We start from the raw sequence: 18,446 nt of genomic DNA, 5'->3' as shown, positions 1-18,446 counted from the left end.
AATCGGCTAATCGTTCTCAGGCCGCCCGCCGTTCCGCGAGGCTTTCATAAACTCTCAGGAGCTTGGCGTGCAGGTCTTGCGGCTTGACCGGCTTGGAGATATAATCGTCCATTCCCGCTGCCAGGCACTCGTCCCGGTCGCCTTCCATCGCGTTCGCCGTCATCGCGAAGATGGGGACTCGGCGGCCGGAGACGCGCTCTCGTCGCCGGATCTCTTCGGTGGCTTCCAGGCCGCTCAGTTCCGGCATCTGGACATCCATCAGCACGAGATCGAATGATTGGCGCTTTAGCGCCTCCACCGCTTCGAATCCATTCACGACCGTTTCGACGGCGCATCCCCAGTTCGTCAGCAGGCGCACGGCGACTTTCTGATTGATCGGATTATCTTCCGCCAGCAGCACACGCAGCCCAAGGTCGCGCCGGGCGGTCGCCGCGCCGGGAGCTCCGGAGAAAATTGGTCCACTCACGACGGTCTGGGCGCGGCAGATTTCCAGCGGCAGCTCCACCCAGAAGTTGCTGCCGTCGCCGGGCGTGCTTTCCAGGCCGATCTGTCCGCCCATCAGCTCGGTCAGCTGACGGCAGATCGTCAGCCCTAGCCCCGTCCCGCCGTATTTGCGCGTTGTGCTGCCATCGCCTTGGGTAAAGCTTTCAAAGATAGCCGCCTGACGGTGCGGCGGAATGCCGATGCCGGTGTCCTGGACCCCAAGTCGGATACGGATCGGGCCATCCGCGCCGCTGACCAGGCTCGCGTTCACGGAGATTTCGCCGGATGGCGTGAATTTGATCGCGTTGCCGATGAAGTTCGTGAGGATCTGACGGATACGCCCTGCGTCCCCCATCAGCCATGCCGGTATTTCCGGCGCAATGCGCGTCACAAGCGTCAGGCCGGCTTCCTGAGCTTGGGGCGCGAGCAGACCTGCCGCGCCCTCGACCGCTTCGCGCAGGTCGAATTGCGCGGTCTCGATCGTCAGTTTTCCCGCTTCGATCTTGCTGAAATCAAGAATATCGTTGATGATCTTCAGGAGAGTGTCGCCGCTGCCCTGGATGATGCGCGCATAGTCTCGCTGCTCACCCGTGAGCGGGGTGTCCAAGAGGAGACCCGCCATACCGATCACGCCGTTCATTGGGGTGCGGATTTCATGGCTCATGTTGGCGAGGAACTCGGACTTCGCCCGCGCCGACGCCAGCGCGGCGCCCCGCGCCCGGTCCAGCTCCGCCTTTTGCCGCTCCAATTCCTCGTTCTTGGCGTGCAGGGCGATCTCGGCTTCCTTGCGTTCGGTGATGTCCGAGACGGTGCCTTCGAAGTATTCTATCTTGCCATTGCTGTCACGCACGCATCGGGCGTTCATCGACACCGAACGTGGAGTTCCATCTTTGCGGCGGAACTCCACCTCAAAGGTCTGCACTGCGCTGGTATGCAGGAGCGCCGAAGTGAAGCGGGCGCGGTCTTCTGGATGGGTGTAGAGCTGTGTGGAGATATCCGTGATGGATTCAATCATGTCTTCGGGAGAATCGTAGCCGAGAATACGCGCGGCGGCGGGATTCACATTGAGGAACGACCCCGCCGGCGAGCTTTGGAAGATCCCTTCCGCGGCGTTTTCGTAGATGCTGCGATACTTTTCTTCCGCGCCGCGCAGCGCCTTTTCCACGCGCTTCGCCTCAGTGACGTCGTGCATCGCGACGACGGCGCCCAGCTTTTCGCCCGACGGCGAGTAGATCGCCTGACCGTTCGACAGCACCAAGCGCGGCGAATCGCAATGCGACGCAATTACTAGCTCCACATTGCGCACAGACTCCCCCTGCAACGCGCGGAAGAGAGGAATATCCTTCATCTCCATCACGGTATGGCCGTCCGCGTGGAACAGTTGATAATGCTCTGCCCATTGTGTGGCGGGGATAGGGGTTTCTGGCAGGCCGTGGAAACGGCGGCTGGCGGCATTGAAAGTTGTCAGCACGCCATGGGCGTCACAGGCCACGATTCCTTCACACATCGTATCCAGCATGGCGTTGAGGAACTCACGCTCTTTTTCGAGCGCCGTTTCGACTTGCTTGCGCTCGGTGATATCAAGAACCACGGCGATGGCCCCAGTGATGACGCCGCCCGTATCTCTCAGAGGTCCGGCGGAGATACTGATATCGATCGCTTCGCCATTGCGGCGCACGCGCCTAACTTCCACGCCGTTGATCGATTCGCCGCCGAGCAGCCTCTCAACGATCTCCCGCGAGATGGCCCGATCGTCTTCCGGGACGAACGGCAGCTCGTGGCCCAAAACTTCCGCTTCCGCCCAGCCGAACAAGAGTTCAGCGCCCCGGCTCCAGCTTTGCAGCAGACCATCCATGCGGAATGTGAAAATCGCGGCCGGCGACGCCGCAATCAGGGTCGAGAGTTTCTCATTGGCGTCGGCCAATTCGCGCGTTCGCGCTTGAATGTGGTTTTCCAGCTCCTCATGGCTGCGCCGCAATTCCTCCTCTGCCTGTTTTCGCTCGGAAATATCGCGCAGATAGGCCGTGAACATCGGGCGGCCCGCAACGGTGAGCGGCGCGATCGTCAGTTCCGTGGGAAACTGAGAGCCGTCGGCGCGCATGGCGGGAACTTCGATCCGCTGGTTGATGCCCAGCCCCTCGCCGGTCGCGAGGAAATGCCGCATACCGGCTCGGTGGGCCTCCCGGAAATCAGGCGGCACGATCAGCATCGCCAGTTCACGTCCGAGCGCCTCCGCTTTCTCGTATCCAAAGGTGCGCTCGGAAGCCGGATTCCAATCGACGACATTCCCCTCAGTGTCGATGGTAATGATGCTGTCGAGAGCGGATTCCATGACAGCGCCCTTGCGGGCTTCACTCTCGCGCAGTGCGGCTTCGGTGGCTTCGCGCTCGGCGATTTCGCCCAGCAACTGCTGGTTTGCCTGGGCAAGCTCCGACGTGCGCTCGGCGACGCGGCGCTCCAGCTCTGCGTTCATCTGTCCGCGCTCCTCCGCGATGCGCGTCCGGTCGGCGGCGTGGCGGCGCAGCTCCAACTGGTTCACTGTTTGTCGACTGAGCGCCTGGAGTGCGGAGATCTGGGCCTCCGTCAATTCGCGCGGCTCCATGTCGATGACGCACAGGGTTCCCAGAGCGTGGCCAGCGGGGGTGATGAGCGGCGCGCCGGCGTAAAACCGAATTTCGGGAGCGTCGGTGACTAAGATGTTGCCGGCGAAGCGGGGATCTTTTGTGGCGTCCGGCACGATCATCACGTTCTTTTGCAGAATGCTGTGCGCGCAGAATGCAAGTTCGCGCGGGGTTTCATTCGCGTCCAGGCCATGCTTCGCCTTGAACCATTGACGGTGATCGTCGATCAGTGAGATCAGGGCGATCGGTGTTCCGCAGATCGCGCTCGCCAGATGCACGAGGTCGTCGAAATCCTGCTCCGGCAGCGTGTCCATCACGCCGTAGGAGTAAAGTTCCGCCAGACGGCCAGCTTCGTTGTGGGATGAGGGCGCCGGCATGATTATCGTCTCAACACAAATTTCATAGACTGTAAATCCATTGTCGGGATTTCGACCGATTCTCTCCATACCTGCTTGGCGCCATGAGGCAGGAAACACCGTGGCCGCCATGGAATAGACCGGCAGGATGCGCGATCGATGGCCATAAGCGCGCCTGGCCAGCATGCTTGAGGATTTCAGAGAGTATTTACGAAACCCAAGAGTCTGCTTTAGCTGACTTCGCCCCAGCCTGGCCTACAGCCTTCCCGCTGTAGGAACGAGGCGATGCTAAGGAGAGAGATGAGCGAGCGTATTGCGGCGCAGCGACGGAAGTCCACACTCCCGCCCTCAGCCACGTCCGGCGTTTTCGCGAGTGTTTCCGACCCACTTGTGGCGCCCGCCGAGGTCGCTCTTGCGCGTTCACGCGATTCTTCATCCGTCCCAATCCAATCCGAAAATGCTGAGAAATCGGTCTCGGAAGAAACTGCCCGCGCTAAGGCCGACGCCTCTCTCTTTGCCCATGACTTTCAGAAGACTTCGGTGCTGCGTCCCCAGGCCAAGCTGACGGTGAGCCAGCCGGGCGATCCCCAGGAGGTGGAGGCGGACCGGGTCGCGGACGATGTGATGCGCGCCGAGGCCGCGCCCTCCTCGGAGGCGTCTGATGGGAAGGAGCAAGAGGTGAAGCCGGCGGGCGGATCGCTCGACCGCATGGTCATGCGCGCTCCCGGCGACGCGCCGCCTCCTGCGGGTTCCGCGCCGCCCGCCGATCCCGCCGCACCGCCTGCCGATCCCAATACTCCCATCCCCATGGGGCCGGGCGGCGGCGGATCCACGACGATCACCGTCAAGCCGGCCACGCGCACGCTCTCCGCCCCGAATCTGTCTCAGCTCTGGGACGTGATGACCAACAACGGCTCTCGCGAATCCGCCAGCGTCCTCCCGAAGATTATTCCCGATCCTCAGTATGAGTACGATGGGAACAACAAGGTCACAAAAGCGACCATCACCGTCATCGAAACCAAGGAAATGCCGCAGTGGTCGGAGCTGTCCAGCCAATGCGAGCCGATCCAGGCGGAATGGAATCGGTTCTATGGGGTGCTGGACGCGCACGAGAACAAGCACCTCGCGATCGACAAATCCCATTTCACAAACCTGCATGCCCGGCTGATCGGCAAGGAGCAATCGGCTGCTTGGAAAATTGTGGACGATGAAGTGGCTGCGGCGGACACGGAGAATCAGACGTACGATACGACATCGGACCATGGAATTAAAGAAGGCGCCAATATTAAATCCTGGGTCCAGTGCGCGCCGGAAAAAGTCAAAAGCACGAGCGCCGACGGGCCAGGCAATGATAGCCCCGATCCGTTCGCCGACCCCGACGCCGCGTCTCCTTCCCTGCAGGCGAAGCTGACTGTCAGCCAGCCGGGCGATCCGTTCGAACAAGAAGCCGATCAGACTGCGGACCGCGTGATGCGGGCGGAGGCGCCGGTCATCCAGCGTCAGTGCGCTGCTCCCGGCGTGTGTGATTGTCCGAACTGCCGCGCGGCGCGGGAGGCGGAGGTTGTCGCCAGGACGGGGCAGGGGCCGGAGGTTTCCGAGGACGCTGGGCCGCTTGTGCAGAACGTTGTCTCCTCCGGTGGGCAGCCGTTAAGCCCGGCGACACGGGACTTTATGGAGCCGCGTTTCGGTCACGACTTCAGTCAGGTACGCATTCACGCCGACGCTCAAGCGTCCCGGTCCGCCGAGGCCGTGTCCGCTCGCGCCTATACGGTCGGTCCGAATATCGCCTTTCGCAGCGGCGAGTACCAGCCGGGAACGAGCGAGGGGGATCGTCTGCTGGCGCATGAACTGACGCACACGATCCAGCAAGGCGCTGTCGCTCGGCAGGTCATGCGTGACCCGAATAACACTCCGGCGCCCGCGCCCGCTGTGGCTCCGTCCGCTCCGCCCGCGCCTGGCAGCGCGGTCTCCCCGCCGCCCACCGGCGTTCCGGCGGGCATGAAGGCCGTTTCGTACAAAGGGAAGACGCTCTTTGGCGAAGCAAGCGCGGCCAAGGCGGGGATCGAGAAGATGATCGCCTCCGACGGTTACAAGCCGACACTGGATTTCCTGGACGATCTCGCCACTCTCCCCGGCCGAACATACGATTTCAACGCCGCCTTTAAGCCGGACACGGCTGCGGACGCCACGCTGTGCATCAATACAATGACGGGCGTGAAAGGAGACATTGTCAAGGAGCACGACGAAGTCCTCACCGCGTTTCCGGCCAAGGCCAAGGAAAAAGCGGGGATGATCCTCGCCGAGAGTGAGAAACGGATTAACACCGAGCGTGAGCGTTATGGTTTGCCCGCGCCCAAGACGATGCACGACCCTGACTCCGGCGCCAACGTAGACACGACGCCTCATAGCATTGCGGCCAATGACGAAACTCGGAAGATGGCTGAAGCGGCGGGACTGCTCATCCCAACACGTAAAACTCTCGAGAGCCAGCTAAAGCAGTACGATGCCTGCTTCCAATCCAACGCCAACAATAACAGCGTGCCGGGAATGCCCACAAAGAGCCTCATTCCGGGTAAGGAGGCGGAGGCCCAGGATCTGGAAGCGAAAATCGCGGAGTCGCGGCGTCAGGTAAATATCGAGCGGCGGCAGAAAGAAGGCGACTTCCCGATCCTGGCGGCGTACGGGGCCGAGGGCGAGGCGAATACGTCGTCGCTGGAGAATATCGCGCGGGGCGCAGAGTCGCAGGGATGGAAGTTCTGGAAGAAGAACGCCGCCGATGAACTCGCCCCGATGATTGCCGAAAAGCTGCACAACATCCAGACCGTGCGTGAGGCCCTTGCCGATGGCCGGCTTAATATCTGGAACAACTCCACGCTCGTCAGCGGCGCGAAGGGCGATCTCAGCTACGGGCCGACCTCCTGGCAGTCTAAAGTCGTCGATGAGAAGGTCAAGGAAGTTCATGACGACGAATTTTTGGTGAACATGCTGGTCGGCGCGCTCGCGCTGGGCCTGGGCCTCGTCGCGATCTTCGCCACGGCTGGCACCGCCACGGCAGTCGTCGCGACGGCTGGAAGCGCGACCCTCAGCACCGCGCAGGCGGCCAACAGTCTGGGCAACTACTCTCTGGCTCAGGCCGAAGCGGGGACGGACTTCGAGAAGGCGCGCGCCATCTCTCAGGAAGACCCGTCGCTGATCTGGCTGGCTTTAGATATTGTCGCGGCTATTCTGGACGTCAAAGCCGCTGCTGCTTCCTTCAAGGCGCTGGCGCCGGCGATCCGCGAGGCCATCGCCGCCGGCAAGACCCCCGAGTGGATGCAAAAGCTGGGCGCGATGCTGGAGAAGCACGGCGCTGGTCTGAAGGAGAAGATCCTCGCTCACCTTGGCGGCGCTGTCGACGCCGGCAAGCCGGCCATCGCCGAGATGGAGAAGGTGGCCCGCGCCCAGTACAAGGCGCTCGCCGACGCCGGTCGGCTCAAGGAGATCGGCGAGGTCAGCGAAGAGGTCTTCGTCAAGCAGATGACATCGGGCGCGCGCACCCAGATTGTCATCTCCGGCGAGGAGGGCGTACGCCGCACGGGGCTGATCACCGCGCTGATGGACCCGAACAATGAAAAGATTGCGGCGATTCTCAAGGGCGACGCCAAAGCGATCGACGGCCTGATCATGGAGCACGGCAACTGGAAGCAGCTGATGGGGATGCTCGATCAAGGCACGCCGGAGATGCGGCAGGCGGCCGCAAAACTCTTCGAACGGCGCGCTAGCATTCTGGGCGAACTCGAATCCAAGTTCCATGCCAAGCCCGTCAGCGGCGCCAGCAGCGAGAAGGTCAGCGATATCGACCTTTCCACCTATGGCGAGAATGCGGGCGCCGATATGATCGCCGCCGAGAAGCACATGGCGGGGCGGTACGGCGCCGGCTGGAGCGAGGCGCTCCGCATGAACTTCTACACCGAGGCCGGCCGCCTGACGCTGTACGAAAAGATCATGCCCGGTCTCTCGAAAGCGGATCAAGCCGCCGTTCTCGGACAAGTGACGGGGGAGGCCGAGAAGCTCAACATCGCCAAGATGCTCGCCCACGCCGAAGGCGACCCCGCGCGCATTGCCGAAGTGGAAGCGTATGCGTCGAAGATCGGTGTGGACGTCAAAGATCCAAAGATCCAGGAACTCGTTCCCAAGCTCGCGGGCGGAGGCGATGTGGCGGCGCGCAACAAGACCCTGCTGGAAATCGACGAGCTGATGAAGAAGTACAACGCCGCCACGCCCGGCTCGCCGGAACAGGTTGAGCTTGCCAAGACCATCACATCGAAGCAGATGGAGGTCAACGCGATGACGGCGGAAGCCTACATCGGCCCTGGCGCAGGCCGCATGACAGTCAGCGGCGTGAAAGTCATCGGCCAGGAAGCCTATCAGGCCGCGCTTTCGAATCTGGAAATGATCCAGCACATCATGCATGAGTGCAGCGGCAATGTAGTGACGGCGTCGCGTGAGTATGAGATTTACAAGTACATGAACCGCTTCGCCGAGGCGGCGGAAAACGCGGGCGCCAAGACACAGGGATTGGATTACTGGAAGAACTTCTCCGGCTTCGCCTCCAAAACCGAGCGTCAGGCGACCAGCGAGGCCGCCCACCTCGGCCCGCGCCCGAACGCCACCGTTCCCAAGGGTGGCCAGCCGTTCCTGCCGGACAGCGCCCCCACGATCGGGCCGGTCACGGATCAGTTCCTGCAAAACCAGTACTCCGCCTGGAACGACTTCTCCCAACAGGCCCTCGGCGATCTCAAGAAGATCTCCACCGAAAACCCCGGAGCCTGGGCGCCCTTCAACAGCCCCCTGCCCGCCGCCGGCGCGCCCCCGCCCGCGCCGAAGTAAGGGCGCGCATTAACTTAGGTCGCCAATCAACAATATAATAAATCTTTAATCCTGCCATACCCTTAAAATCGTGGATGGATAAAATATTCGCAATGCTGTAACGATTGTACTTTCACAAGGTGATTAAGTAGGTGAACAAAAGAAATCCAGGCTGCCTGCTAGGTTACAGGATTTCTCACGCGCTGCCTCTGATGGCAGAGCAGTCGAAGCGAAATTAGAGGCGAAGCAAGCATCCTGAAATACTTTTGTTCACTTACTTAGCAGCGAACAACTTCGATCTGGTAGTCTGTGAGTGTTTTCTCTTCAGACTGAGTTAAGATTGATACGGAAAGAAATAGTCTGTCTTCTGCCCTACTTAAAGCGACGTAATCCAGACGTCTTTCTTCAGATGATTTAGTATTTGGAGTGAGTGCATCCATAAGTCGTTCAGCATCCTTGAAAAACACAACTACATTTTTAAATTCCGTCCCTTTGGATTGATGAACAGTACGAATATCTCTGGTTTCTTCTGGTAACTTTGCCCCGCTTACTAAATCTTTATAGGCAGTAACTTCAGCAAAATCCTTAAATGCTCCTTTACGCACAGATGTCATCGTGAGACCTGGTAATATTGTCGGTAGCTGGGTGCAAAGGTAGACGTAAACTTCTAAAAGAGTCATGTCGATAAATTTTGTTTCCCAATCCTGAAATATTTCGAGTAATGATAAAGCTAATCCTCGACGCTGCATTTCTGTGACAATGCCGTCATAGTTGAGTGGCGCCATCAGGCGTTTATTCCTGAGACGGACTATGTTTAGCATTTCACGAACAGCCATTGATAAATTGACTGTTGATGCAAGAACAGATGCAGCAATAATGTGTTCCCAAAGAGCTGATCTGCTGCTGTCAGCCTTATCGAATTCTATCCATAATATTGCTTTGTCGGGAGTTGTATCTGGTAAACGGAGCTGCTGGACCTCCGCATTAGTCCGTAATAGTGCTACGGGGCGAATGCCGCCAAGCGCTAGTATAGATGCGTTCAGAGCTTGCAATGGTTGCCCCACGTAGAGACGTATTGGCTGGCCGACTACTCCTCGGGTCCCCTTTTGCTGAAGTCCGTCAGTGCGTATTTGATTTAGTAGCGAAATTATAGTATTCGTACTTCGGCGGTTTCCTTCAATTCGTAGATCAAGCATGTTAGGTAAACTGAAACTTGAGAATTCCTCAGGTTTAGCTCCCTGAAACTTATAAACAGACTGCTCGGCATCACCTATAACTCCGACGATTGTTCCTTCTGCGGCTAGCCACTTGACAACTTGTGCCTGAGTATCGTTCGTGTCTTGAAACTCATCGATAAAAACATATGGGTATCTTGCACTAATAAATGAACAGAGATCGGGATTTTCTTCTAGAATACGGTATGCGAAGTAGAGCACATCCTCATGATCTATAATGCCTCGTTTCCAGAAAATCTTCTTGTATTCGCGTAACATTTTTACTGGCAAATATTGAGGAGGGCGCTTTTGGCCTGCGGTAAGCTTCCAGTCACCCATATTGTCCCGTGTCCAGCGCAAAGATTTAAGGTAGATAAATGCATCCGAGCGATCTGCTGCGTCTCTTTTTTCTATCGTGTCCAGCCACTCTTTGTATAATGGATAGTTTGGCCGGTGCTCCTCATGACCATCAACGAGAGCATGATTAACCTCGCATTGTCCGCTTTCATTTAACACAAGGTGAAGATAAGGTCTCACTAACTGGTTGTAGAGAAAAGAATGTATGGACGAAGTTTCGACTTGACTCGCGGCCTCACCGATGCGGTCTCTTAATTCGGCGACAGCAATATTAGTATAAGATATACAAGCAACGCTAGATATTGAGGTGAGACGCTGTGATTCCGTTACTACCCGCCGTATGTGTCGTGACAACCAGAATGTCTTGCCAGCACCAGGGCCAGCAAGAACGCGAAAATGTTGCTCAATGCTCGGGAGAACGTCACTTGACGAAATTATCTGAGATTTAGGCATCGACTCCCTCTTCAGCATTGCCCGTTTTGGTCACCCACCTCAAGGCCTGTAAAATATAATCGGGGATCGCTATTTGGTCAGCATCATTTAACCGTATGGCGAGATCAAAAGCGTTCTCACCTTTATCTCCCATAACTGACAGAAAATAGCAAGCTGCAAACCATGCACGATGTTTTTGGTCTGTGTCTTCAATAGCCTCAATATTCACAACACATGTTGGCCTTAGTTTATTTAGTAGCGTTATTAATAGTTCTTCGCCATTAGGTGGATCAATACAATAATTCTCTAGAATTGATTTGTTTTTACATTTTTCTGTAAGCAAGAACGTTTTTCCTGAATTTGCTTCCGAAAAATCATATTCAAATGTCATCATATTATAGTTAATACTGATATTATTCGTTATTGCTATCTGTGCTTCTAGGTTGGTAACAACACCGGATCTGTCATAGTATTCGTACTTATCATTATCTCGCCCAATTTCGAATGGAAAGCAACCTTTTCTATTTTGAGTATCGCCTTTAATCTTCCTTGCCGGGTCTGCATCTACTAAGCAAGCAACTCGACGTTTTAGTGCGTACTTCCTTAGATCTTGAGTCAAACAAGCGCCGAATAATGGTAAAAAATGTTTGAATGTCGATCCATCAACGGCAATTAGGCCAACATGATACTCTTCTAATGGTAATGCTGCTGCTTCTGCAAGTTTAGGAACTACAAGTTGTTCGGCAAGTCCTTCGACAAAAATGACGGAACGGGCGAATAGCATGTTTGATTTTGTCGCATCTAGAAATCGTTCAACGTACTTCTTGGAGGATTGGCCAGCGAGGCTATCGCCAAATACTCTGCCTGGGTAAGCTGTCTCTGGTTGCATTCCGACTTCTGGAGCTGCTAAGCAGATAAGACTATCGAGAGGGCAGGCTGATGTAATGTGTGTAGAATGTGTTGTAATAAAAACTTGTCGGCTTTTGCCTGCTTCATTTATGCGTTTTTGCAAATACTTCAGTAGTCGATATTGTAAGGCGGGGTGCAGATGTGCTTCAGGCTCTTCTACAAGTAATATAGGGAATACAACTGCATTCGAACTTTGTCTGGCAGGGTCGCTCTTGAAATCCATACTTGCCAATATTAATGATATATAAACAAGATTATTGTATCCTAATCCATTACATACTACAGGCAATTCATTACCTAGCCAAGATACGAATAACTTTAAGGCAGATATTATTCCGTCTACATCCAGCTTTCCTGCAAGGTTCAGTGTTCCCCCATCGCCTGCTCCTGTTTCTGCAACTAGTTGGAATAACGTACCTAGATCTAGGCGATCAACTACATGGTCTCTAAGTTCGCCAGAGAGCTTGGTGAATGCCTGTTTTCTGGTCTCTTGCTCTGCATCGTTGACACCGTTGTCAAGCACACTATGGAGCATAGATTTGAGAATTGGATTGCTACCTGTGAACATCTCGGATTGTACGTCGCGTAATGCATTCAGAAATTGGTAGTCAAACTTAGAAAGCATTTCATGTTCGGCTACGATTCGATCTGAAGGATTGCCACCATAAATTCTACTAACATACTTGGGCAAAAAGATTTCAAGAGTCTCAAAGAATTTTGACCTCTCAGGAGTTTGTCCTACTTTGTTCATGAATTCTGCTGCGTCCTTCTCGGGCAAAAAACATTCATAGGTTAATGTTGCCTCCCAAGTAGGTTTCAGTTTTGTCAACCACGTAGCCACCACTGCCTTGTCATCTATAGTATCTTGGCTTGAAGATGAAATACGCACGGTTACTCGAATTACAGGTGCAACATCAAACGCTGTGATCCCCTGATGAAAATCGTGAATTTGCGGTCTACGCCGATTTTCTCGATTAAAGATAAGGCCAATGGCTGACAAAACAGCTGTTTTTCCAGCGTTATTCTCACCTATAATCACATTTACGCCGGGACGAAAGATGAATTCGGACTTACAAAAGCACCGATAATTCTCTGCTTCGAGGTAGGAAATAAACATTGTATTGTACGTGACGGAGAATACTAAAAATGCAAAATCTCGTCTGTATTTGCTTTCTGCCATCCTGGTAGGCGAACATACATATTGAACAGATCACCACGTGAATCCTCTTCCTGAATTGAGGACATTGGGTGCTTGCTCGCTTCGAGATAGCAAAAATCTCTTCTCAAGCATTCGAATCGACAATCTGTGGTGGGCAAACCACGCCAATGTCTGGTAGAATCAAGCCATTCTCGTTGACAAGGTTATTGTATGGCTCTGCTTCTTAGCTGCGAATCTCTCTCCAAATCCTACGGCGCCCGCCCGCTGTTCGACGGAGTCTCCATGGGCGTCTCTGACGGCGAGCGCCTTGGTCTCATCGGCCCGAACGGCGCCGGAAAATCCACGCTGCTCAAAATCTTCGCCGGCGCCGAAAAGCCGGATTCGGGATCTGTCTCCACGCGCAAGGGCGCGCGCTTTGCGTATTTGCCCCAGGAAGACATCTTTCCGGCGGGCGCCACCACCGGCGAAGTGCTGATGGAGGCGCTGGCCGGTCAGCATCTGGAGGATTACGAGAAGGAGACCGAGGTCAATATCATCCTGGGCCAGGTCGGATTCGATGACGACTCCCAGGTGGTGGATACGCTTTCGGGCGGCTGGCGCAAGCGGCTGGCGCTGGCGCGGGCGCTCATTCTCAAATGCGACATGGTGTTTCTGGACGAACCGACGAACCACCTGGACATGGAGGGCATTCTCTGGCTGGAGGCCCTGCTCAAGAATCCTGGCTTCGGGTTTATTCTCATCACCCACGACCGCGTCTTCCTGGAAAACGTCACATCACGGATGGTGGAGCTGAACCGCGTTTATCCGCAAGGGTATCTCAGCATCGAAGGCAACTACAGCGAGTTTTTGGCGCGCAAGGAAGAATTGCTGGAGGCGCAGGCGCATCAAGAGCATACCCTCGCGCAAAAAGTGAAAAAGGAAGTCGACTGGCTGCGGCGTGGCCCGCAGGCGCGGACGACCAAGGCGCAGTATCGCATCGACGCCGCCGGGAAGCTGATCGAGAGCCTTTCCGATGTCAAGCAGCGCAACACGCAGACCACGGCGCAGATCGACTTTACCGGCAGCGGGCGCAGGACGCGCGAACTGATCGTCGCCCATGAGATCGGCAAAAGCCTCGGCGGCAAGCAGCTCTTTGACGATGTCAGCGTTGTGCTGTCTCCTGGGCTCAAGCTGGGATTGCTGGGGCCGAACGGCAGCGGAAAAACGTCGTTCCTGCGCATCCTCACCGGCGATCTTGCTCCGGACACGGGGACGATCAAGCGCGCGGATCAGCTCAACATCGTCAAGTTCGACCAGAATCGGCGCGATCAATTGGACCTGAAGCTGTCCTTGCGTCAGGCGCTGGCCGGCGACCGCGACACCGTCACGTTTAACGGCCAGCCGGTCCACGTCTCGGGCTGGGCGAAACGCTTCTTGTTCCGCACCGAGCAATTGGACGTCCCGCTCAGCCGTCTTTCGGGCGGCGAGCAGGCCCGCGTCCTGATCGCCCAATTGATGCTCCAGCCCGCCGACCTGCTGATCCTGGACGAACCGACCAACGACCTGGATATCGCCTCCCTCGAAGTGCTCGAAGACAGCCTGCAAGACTTCCCCGGCGCCCTGATCCTCGTCACGCACGACCGGTACTTGCTCGATCGTATCTGCCCGGACCTCCTCGCCCTCGACGGCCGTGGCGGCGCCCGGTTCTACGCCGGCTACTACCAATGGGAGCAGGCCCAGCGTCCTGCGCCAAAGCCGCCCAAACCCGCGCCCGCCGCGCCGCAGGCCAAGCGGCCCAGCTCAAGCGACCGAAATGCCCAGCGCCTCGCGCGCAATGAGCAGCGGGAACTGGAGAAGATTGAGGAAACGATCCTCGCCGCTGAATCTGAACTAGAACACTTCCAGTCGCACCTCTCCGATGCGGATATCGTTGCGGATTATAAAAAACTACAAGAAGCCGTCGCCGCTATTGAAGACGCCCAGACGAAAGTCGCGGCGCTGTACAAGCGTTGGGAAGAACTGGAAGCGCGGAAGGGGTAAACCCCGACCACATTCAAAAGAAGGCCCCCTGGTGAAACAGCCAGCGGGCTTTCTTTTTTTGCCTGAACCATTTGTTACCATTTCTGAGGGCTAGGCAGTTTTTACCATGCTTTAGATAGGGTTTAATGATCTAATAGAGCACGTACTGACGTCGTAATGACTAAAGTGGCGCCGTTTGTGAAAATATATGTACCATTTGCGTCCATAATGCCTTGACAGGCACAAGCTGTTGTGATAGAATGGTGGCGTGATGATTCAAATGAGCCCGGCAACTTTGGATCTACCAAAATCATAGGAGATAACCATATGAAACGCATTTCATCCCGCTTCGGCTTTACTCTGATTGAACTGCTGGTTGTTATTGCTATTATCGCAATATTGGCCGCCATCCTGTTTCCTGTCTTCGCCAAAGCTCGCGAAAAGGCGCGGCAAATTTCCTGCGCGTCTAACCAGAAGCAGCTTGGTCTGGGTGTTATGCAGTACCTTCAGGACAACGATGAGGTTTTCCCCATGGGCAATCCGAACTACGGTTACTGCGGTGGATGGGCGCACCCGATCATCCCGTATTTGAAGTCCATCGGCGTTTACAAGTGTCCCAACGATTCCACTTCCTACAACCCGGGGTTTGGCGTATGGCAGACGGTCTCTTATTCCATGAACGATTCTCTTCTGGGCGATGGCAACCGCGATTCCGCCGGCCAAAATCCGCGCACCACGGCGCTCGCGACCCTCAACGCCCCCGCTTCGACAGTGCTGCTCTGTGAGGCGTTCGGCGCGACGATGGATATTAACAACGCGACGACCCAAACGGACTATTCCACCGGGGCGACCATGGACCAGAACTACTGGGGCGGATGCGCCATGGGCTGCATCGCCTATTACGCCACTGGAAATCCCGTCGCGAATACGCTGCGGTCGGCGCCCGGCGGCGCGACCGGCATTCACACCGACGGCTCCAATTTCCTGGCGTGCGATGGTCATGTCAAATGGCTAAAGGCTAGCAAGATCGCTCCTGGAAAGGATGCGCTCGCCAGCACCGATCCGCAGAACGACGCCGGCGAGCACGCCGCCGGCACGAGCTATATGAACGTCACTGGCGGCGGCTCCGGAACTGCGGCGCTCACGTTCAGCAAGATCTAACTCTTCATCTTTGTCTCCGCTCTTACCGCACAGGAGCGGAGGCTGTTTTCTGTAAGTCTGCTTTGTCTTCGATTTCACTTGAAAGAATGGTGTTTCAACACGATGGTTCCGAGATTGTTTTCCGCCTCCGTTACGCTTTGCCTCTTATCACTTTCCGGAGTTGCCCACGCCGCCAGTGCGGAAATCGTGAACGCGCCCGGTCTGAAGATCGATGTCAGCGCCGTGGATCCCGGTGTGTTCCATCTGGTCGCGTATCCGTCCGCCGCCGCTCCGCCGGCCGCAAGCCCGTTCGTGGCGAAGACGACGCCCTGGGCCAAGGCCCTCATTCGTAAGAATGCGAGTGGGACGGTGACGGTCCAAACGCCGCAGGGAACGCTTGAAGTCAGCCCGGCTGGGCATGTGCGTCTGCTGGACAGCAAGGGGAGGGCGCTGCTGCCGTCGGGAACCATCGGGGCGGCTAACGGCGCTGTCACGCTCACGCTGGCGCATGACAAGAATGAGCGCTTTTATGGCGCGGGCAACGCGGGGATGAATCGATCCGGCGATCTGACGCACCCTTCCGGCAATAGCGGCGTAGGCAACGGCTGGACCCGCGTTCCTTTTCTCTGGTCCACCGGGGGCTGGAGCACGTTTATCGCCAATAATCAAACGGGCATCTCGTGGAAGGAAGAAGGCGGGTCTCTGACCTGGACGACTCCCGGTCCCTTCCTGGATCTATATCTGAGCGTTGCGCCGAATAGCTATGGCCTTCTGGACGCTCAGTCGCGTTTGACCGGGCCGGCGCCGATCCCGCCGCGCTGGACATTCGGCTTCATGCAGAGCCGCTGGGGTTACAAAGACGCCGCCGATATTCAGGATAAGTGGACGCAGTTTCGGGATCGGAAAATCCCCATAGACGCTTTTATCTACGACTATGATTGGTTTCAGAACGATTGGGACTTCAATCCCAAGACGTTTCCGGCTGGCAGCCTCGCCAAGATGAAAGATATAGGGCTGCGCTTTGTCGGAATCCGCAAACCGCGCGTCACCGGCGCCAACCTCGATTATGCTCGCAGACAGGGATGGGTGCTGAGCAGCCCCTTGGGAACCGACCTGCGCTTCGATCTTCCCGTCGCGCAATACTGGTGGTGGAGCAAGCATATTCCGCTGATGCAGGAAGGCGCCGCCGGCTGGTGGAACGATGAAGTCGAGCAAAGCGGCGACGAAGGCTTCCTGATGGCGAAGACCGAGTGGGATGGCTGGCGGGCGATGAGCCCGAGCCGTGTCTGGAGCATCAACCGCGCCTTTTCGCCCGGCATGCAGCGTTACGGGGGAACTGTCTGGACGGGTGATATCAACAGCGACTGGGGCACGCTGCAAAATCAGCCCGGGACGCTGCTGAACTGGAGCATGGCCGGAATGCCCTACATCGCGGAGGACATTGGCGGCTTCCAGAGCACCCCATCTCCGGAGCTGTACGCACGCTGGATCGAGCAGGGGGTCTTTATCCCCATCATGCGCGCTCACGGCAACTTAGACTCGCCGCGCTGGCCCTGGGCCTTTGGCAATGATGTCGAGGCCGCGACCAAGAAGGCCATCGAGCTGCGCTATCGCCTGATCCCGTACTTCTACTCATTCGCCGCTCAAACCGAAGCGACCGGCGCGCCCCTCATGCGCCCGCTCTTCCTGGAATTCCCGAAGGAAGAGAAGACCTTCAATCTCCAGGACGAATGGCTGGTGGGCGATCGATTGCTGGCCGCCCCGATCCTGACCGAAGGCGGCGCGCGCGATGTCTATCTTCCCGCCGGCAAATGGTACGACTTCAACACAAGCGCCAGTATTGACGGCGGCCAAACTCAGCATGTCCAGGCCGCGCTGGACTTCATTCCTTCCTATGTCCGTGCGGGAACGATCCTGCCGCTCGGTCCCGTCCTTCAGTCCACGAGTCTGGGCGCCGTCGATCCGCTGGAAGTGCGTGTTTACCCCGGCGCGGACGCCGGGTTCACACTCTACGAAGACGACGGTGATACCTACGCCTACCAAAAGGGCGCGGCCAGCCGCATCCCCATGCGCTGGAACGACCGGACGCAAACGCTGACGGTCGGCGCCCGCGCCGGATCGTATCCAGGTATGCTCGCCACGCGCCATCTCAACGTCGTCCTGCCCGGCGGCGCCCACAAAGGCGTCGTCTACACAGGCGGCGAGATCAAGATCGGCTTTTAACATTACTCAGGAGAATTCAATGAAGAAAAACAATGTCGTCCAGCTTCTATCCGGTCTTTCGTGCTTGTCCACTGTTGGCGCTCTCCTGCTAGGAGGAAGGGGAACGGCCCAGGCTTTTAGCGCCAGCGATCGCTCCACTGCCCTGTCGTGTTACAACAATACGTTTTACTATACTCTGAATAGTGGAACCCAAGGCTTCTATCGTGCTTCGGATGGAACCGGGAATATCACCTCTTTTTGGCAATTTGCCGAGCAGATCGAGCTTGTCTGCGACACGGGGAACGTCGCCGCGGTCAATCAGGTCTGCGCCGGGTTCACCGCTCGGATGGGGACCGACTGGACCTGGAACACTTACAATGACGACTTGATGTGGGCGTCGATCGCTTTCAGCCGGGCGTATCAGCTGACGGGGAACACCACTTATCGGACTCTTGCGGCAAACGGGTTCAATGTGGCTTGGAATCGCGGCTGGGATACGGTCAGCACTGGGATGTGGTGGAACACGAATAAAGATATCAAAACCGGGTGCGTCAACGGGCCAGGCGGGATTGCGGCATATTTGCTTTCTGTAACGCTGGGTGACGCAAGTTACAAGACCAAAGCACAGCAGTTCCATACCTGGGAGATCAACTCCCTGTACGACAACGCGACCGGATCGGTCAAGGGAAGCCCGGCCGGGACGGACTTCAACACCTACGACTCCGGC

The 18,446-nt window shown here is 56.8% G+C and carries 7 protein-coding genes and 1 pseudogene; 5 read left to right on the top strand and 3 right to left on the bottom strand.

Annotated features, from left to right (window positions below):
- Nucleotides 1-16: 16 nt before the first annotated feature.
- Complete coding sequence (locus ABIZ35_RS23515; protein ID WP_348222364.1) at nt 17-3,481, bottom strand: PAS domain S-box protein; 3,465 nt, start codon at nt 3,479-3,481, stop codon at nt 17-19.
- Nucleotides 3,482-3,760: 279 nt separating this feature from the next.
- On the opposite strand from ABIZ35_RS23515, the gene ABIZ35_RS23510 reads away from it, so the two are divergent.
- Nucleotides 3,761-8,329, top strand: a complete 4,569-nt coding sequence (locus tag ABIZ35_RS23510) for a DUF4157 domain-containing protein (protein WP_348222363.1) — start codon at nt 3,761-3,763, stop codon at nt 8,327-8,329.
- Between the two features lie 257 nt (nt 8,330-8,586).
- On the opposite strand, the gene ABIZ35_RS23505 is transcribed toward ABIZ35_RS23510, so the two are convergent.
- Both ABIZ35_RS23505 and ABIZ35_RS23500 read right to left on the bottom strand, forming a co-directional pair.
- Nucleotides 8,587-10,332: an ATP-dependent helicase gene (locus ABIZ35_RS23505; protein ID WP_348222362.1), complete on the bottom strand. Its 1,746-nt coding sequence runs from the start codon at nt 10,330-10,332 to the stop codon at nt 8,587-8,589.
- A complete protein-coding gene (locus tag ABIZ35_RS23500; protein ID WP_348222361.1) occupies nt 10,325-12,400 on the bottom strand; it encodes an AAA family ATPase in 2,076 nt (691 codons plus the stop codon). Before ABIZ35_RS23500 ends, ABIZ35_RS23505 begins: the two co-directional genes overlap by 8 nt.
- Nucleotides 12,401-12,589: 189 nt before the next feature.
- Here ABIZ35_RS23500 and ABIZ35_RS23495 point away from each other — a divergent pair, with 189 nt between their 5' ends.
- The 4 genes and pseudogenes from ABIZ35_RS23495 to ABIZ35_RS23480 form a co-directional block, all read left to right on the top strand.
- On the top strand, nt 12,590-14,398 hold the full coding sequence (locus ABIZ35_RS23495; RefSeq protein WP_348222360.1) for an ABC-F family ATP-binding cassette domain-containing protein: 1,809 nt from the start codon (nt 12,590-12,592) through the stop codon (nt 14,396-14,398).
- A gap of 306 nt (nt 14,399-14,704) precedes the next feature.
- Nucleotides 14,705-15,538 (top strand): DUF1559 domain-containing protein, encoded by an 834-nt coding sequence (locus ABIZ35_RS23490; protein ID WP_348222359.1) that lies wholly within the window; start codon nt 14,705-14,707, stop codon nt 15,536-15,538.
- A gap of 102 nt (nt 15,539-15,640) precedes the next feature.
- Nucleotides 15,641-17,740: a TIM-barrel domain-containing protein gene (locus ABIZ35_RS23485; RefSeq protein ID WP_348222358.1), complete on the top strand. Its 2,100-nt coding sequence runs from the start codon at nt 15,641-15,643 to the stop codon at nt 17,738-17,740.
- A gap of 19 nt (nt 17,741-17,759) precedes the next feature.
- Nucleotides 17,760-18,446 (top strand): annotated as a pseudogene (locus tag ABIZ35_RS23480) (hypothetical protein); the annotation flags it as partial.

Source organism: Capsulimonas sp. (genome assembly GCF_039929585.1).
Lineage (GTDB): Bacteria > Armatimonadota > Armatimonadia > Armatimonadales > Capsulimonadaceae > Capsulimonas.
Note: the sequence above shows the minus strand (reverse complement) of the source record. Positions and strands in the feature narration are given on the sequence as shown.

Coding starts and splice junctions, on each gene's coding strand:
- ABIZ35_RS23515 (WP_348222364.1), bottom strand. CDS start 3,481: ATGCCGGCGCCCTCATCCCACAACGAAGCTGGCCGTCTGGCGGAACTT.
- ABIZ35_RS23510 (WP_348222363.1), top strand. CDS start 3,761: ATGAGCGAGCGTATTGCGGCGCAGCGACGGAAGTCCACACTCCCGCCC.
- ABIZ35_RS23505 (WP_348222362.1), bottom strand. CDS start 10,332: ATGCCTAAATCTCAGATAATTTCGTCAAGTGACGTTCTCCCGAGCATT.
- ABIZ35_RS23500 (WP_348222361.1), bottom strand. CDS start 12,400: ATGGCAGAAAGCAAATACAGACGAGATTTTGCATTTTTAGTATTCTCC.
- ABIZ35_RS23495 (WP_348222360.1), top strand. CDS start 12,590: ATGGCTCTGCTTCTTAGCTGCGAATCTCTCTCCAAATCCTACGGCGCC.
- ABIZ35_RS23490 (WP_348222359.1), top strand. CDS start 14,705: ATGAAACGCATTTCATCCCGCTTCGGCTTTACTCTGATTGAACTGCTG.
- ABIZ35_RS23485 (WP_348222358.1), top strand. CDS start 15,641: ATGGTTCCGAGATTGTTTTCCGCCTCCGTTACGCTTTGCCTCTTATCA.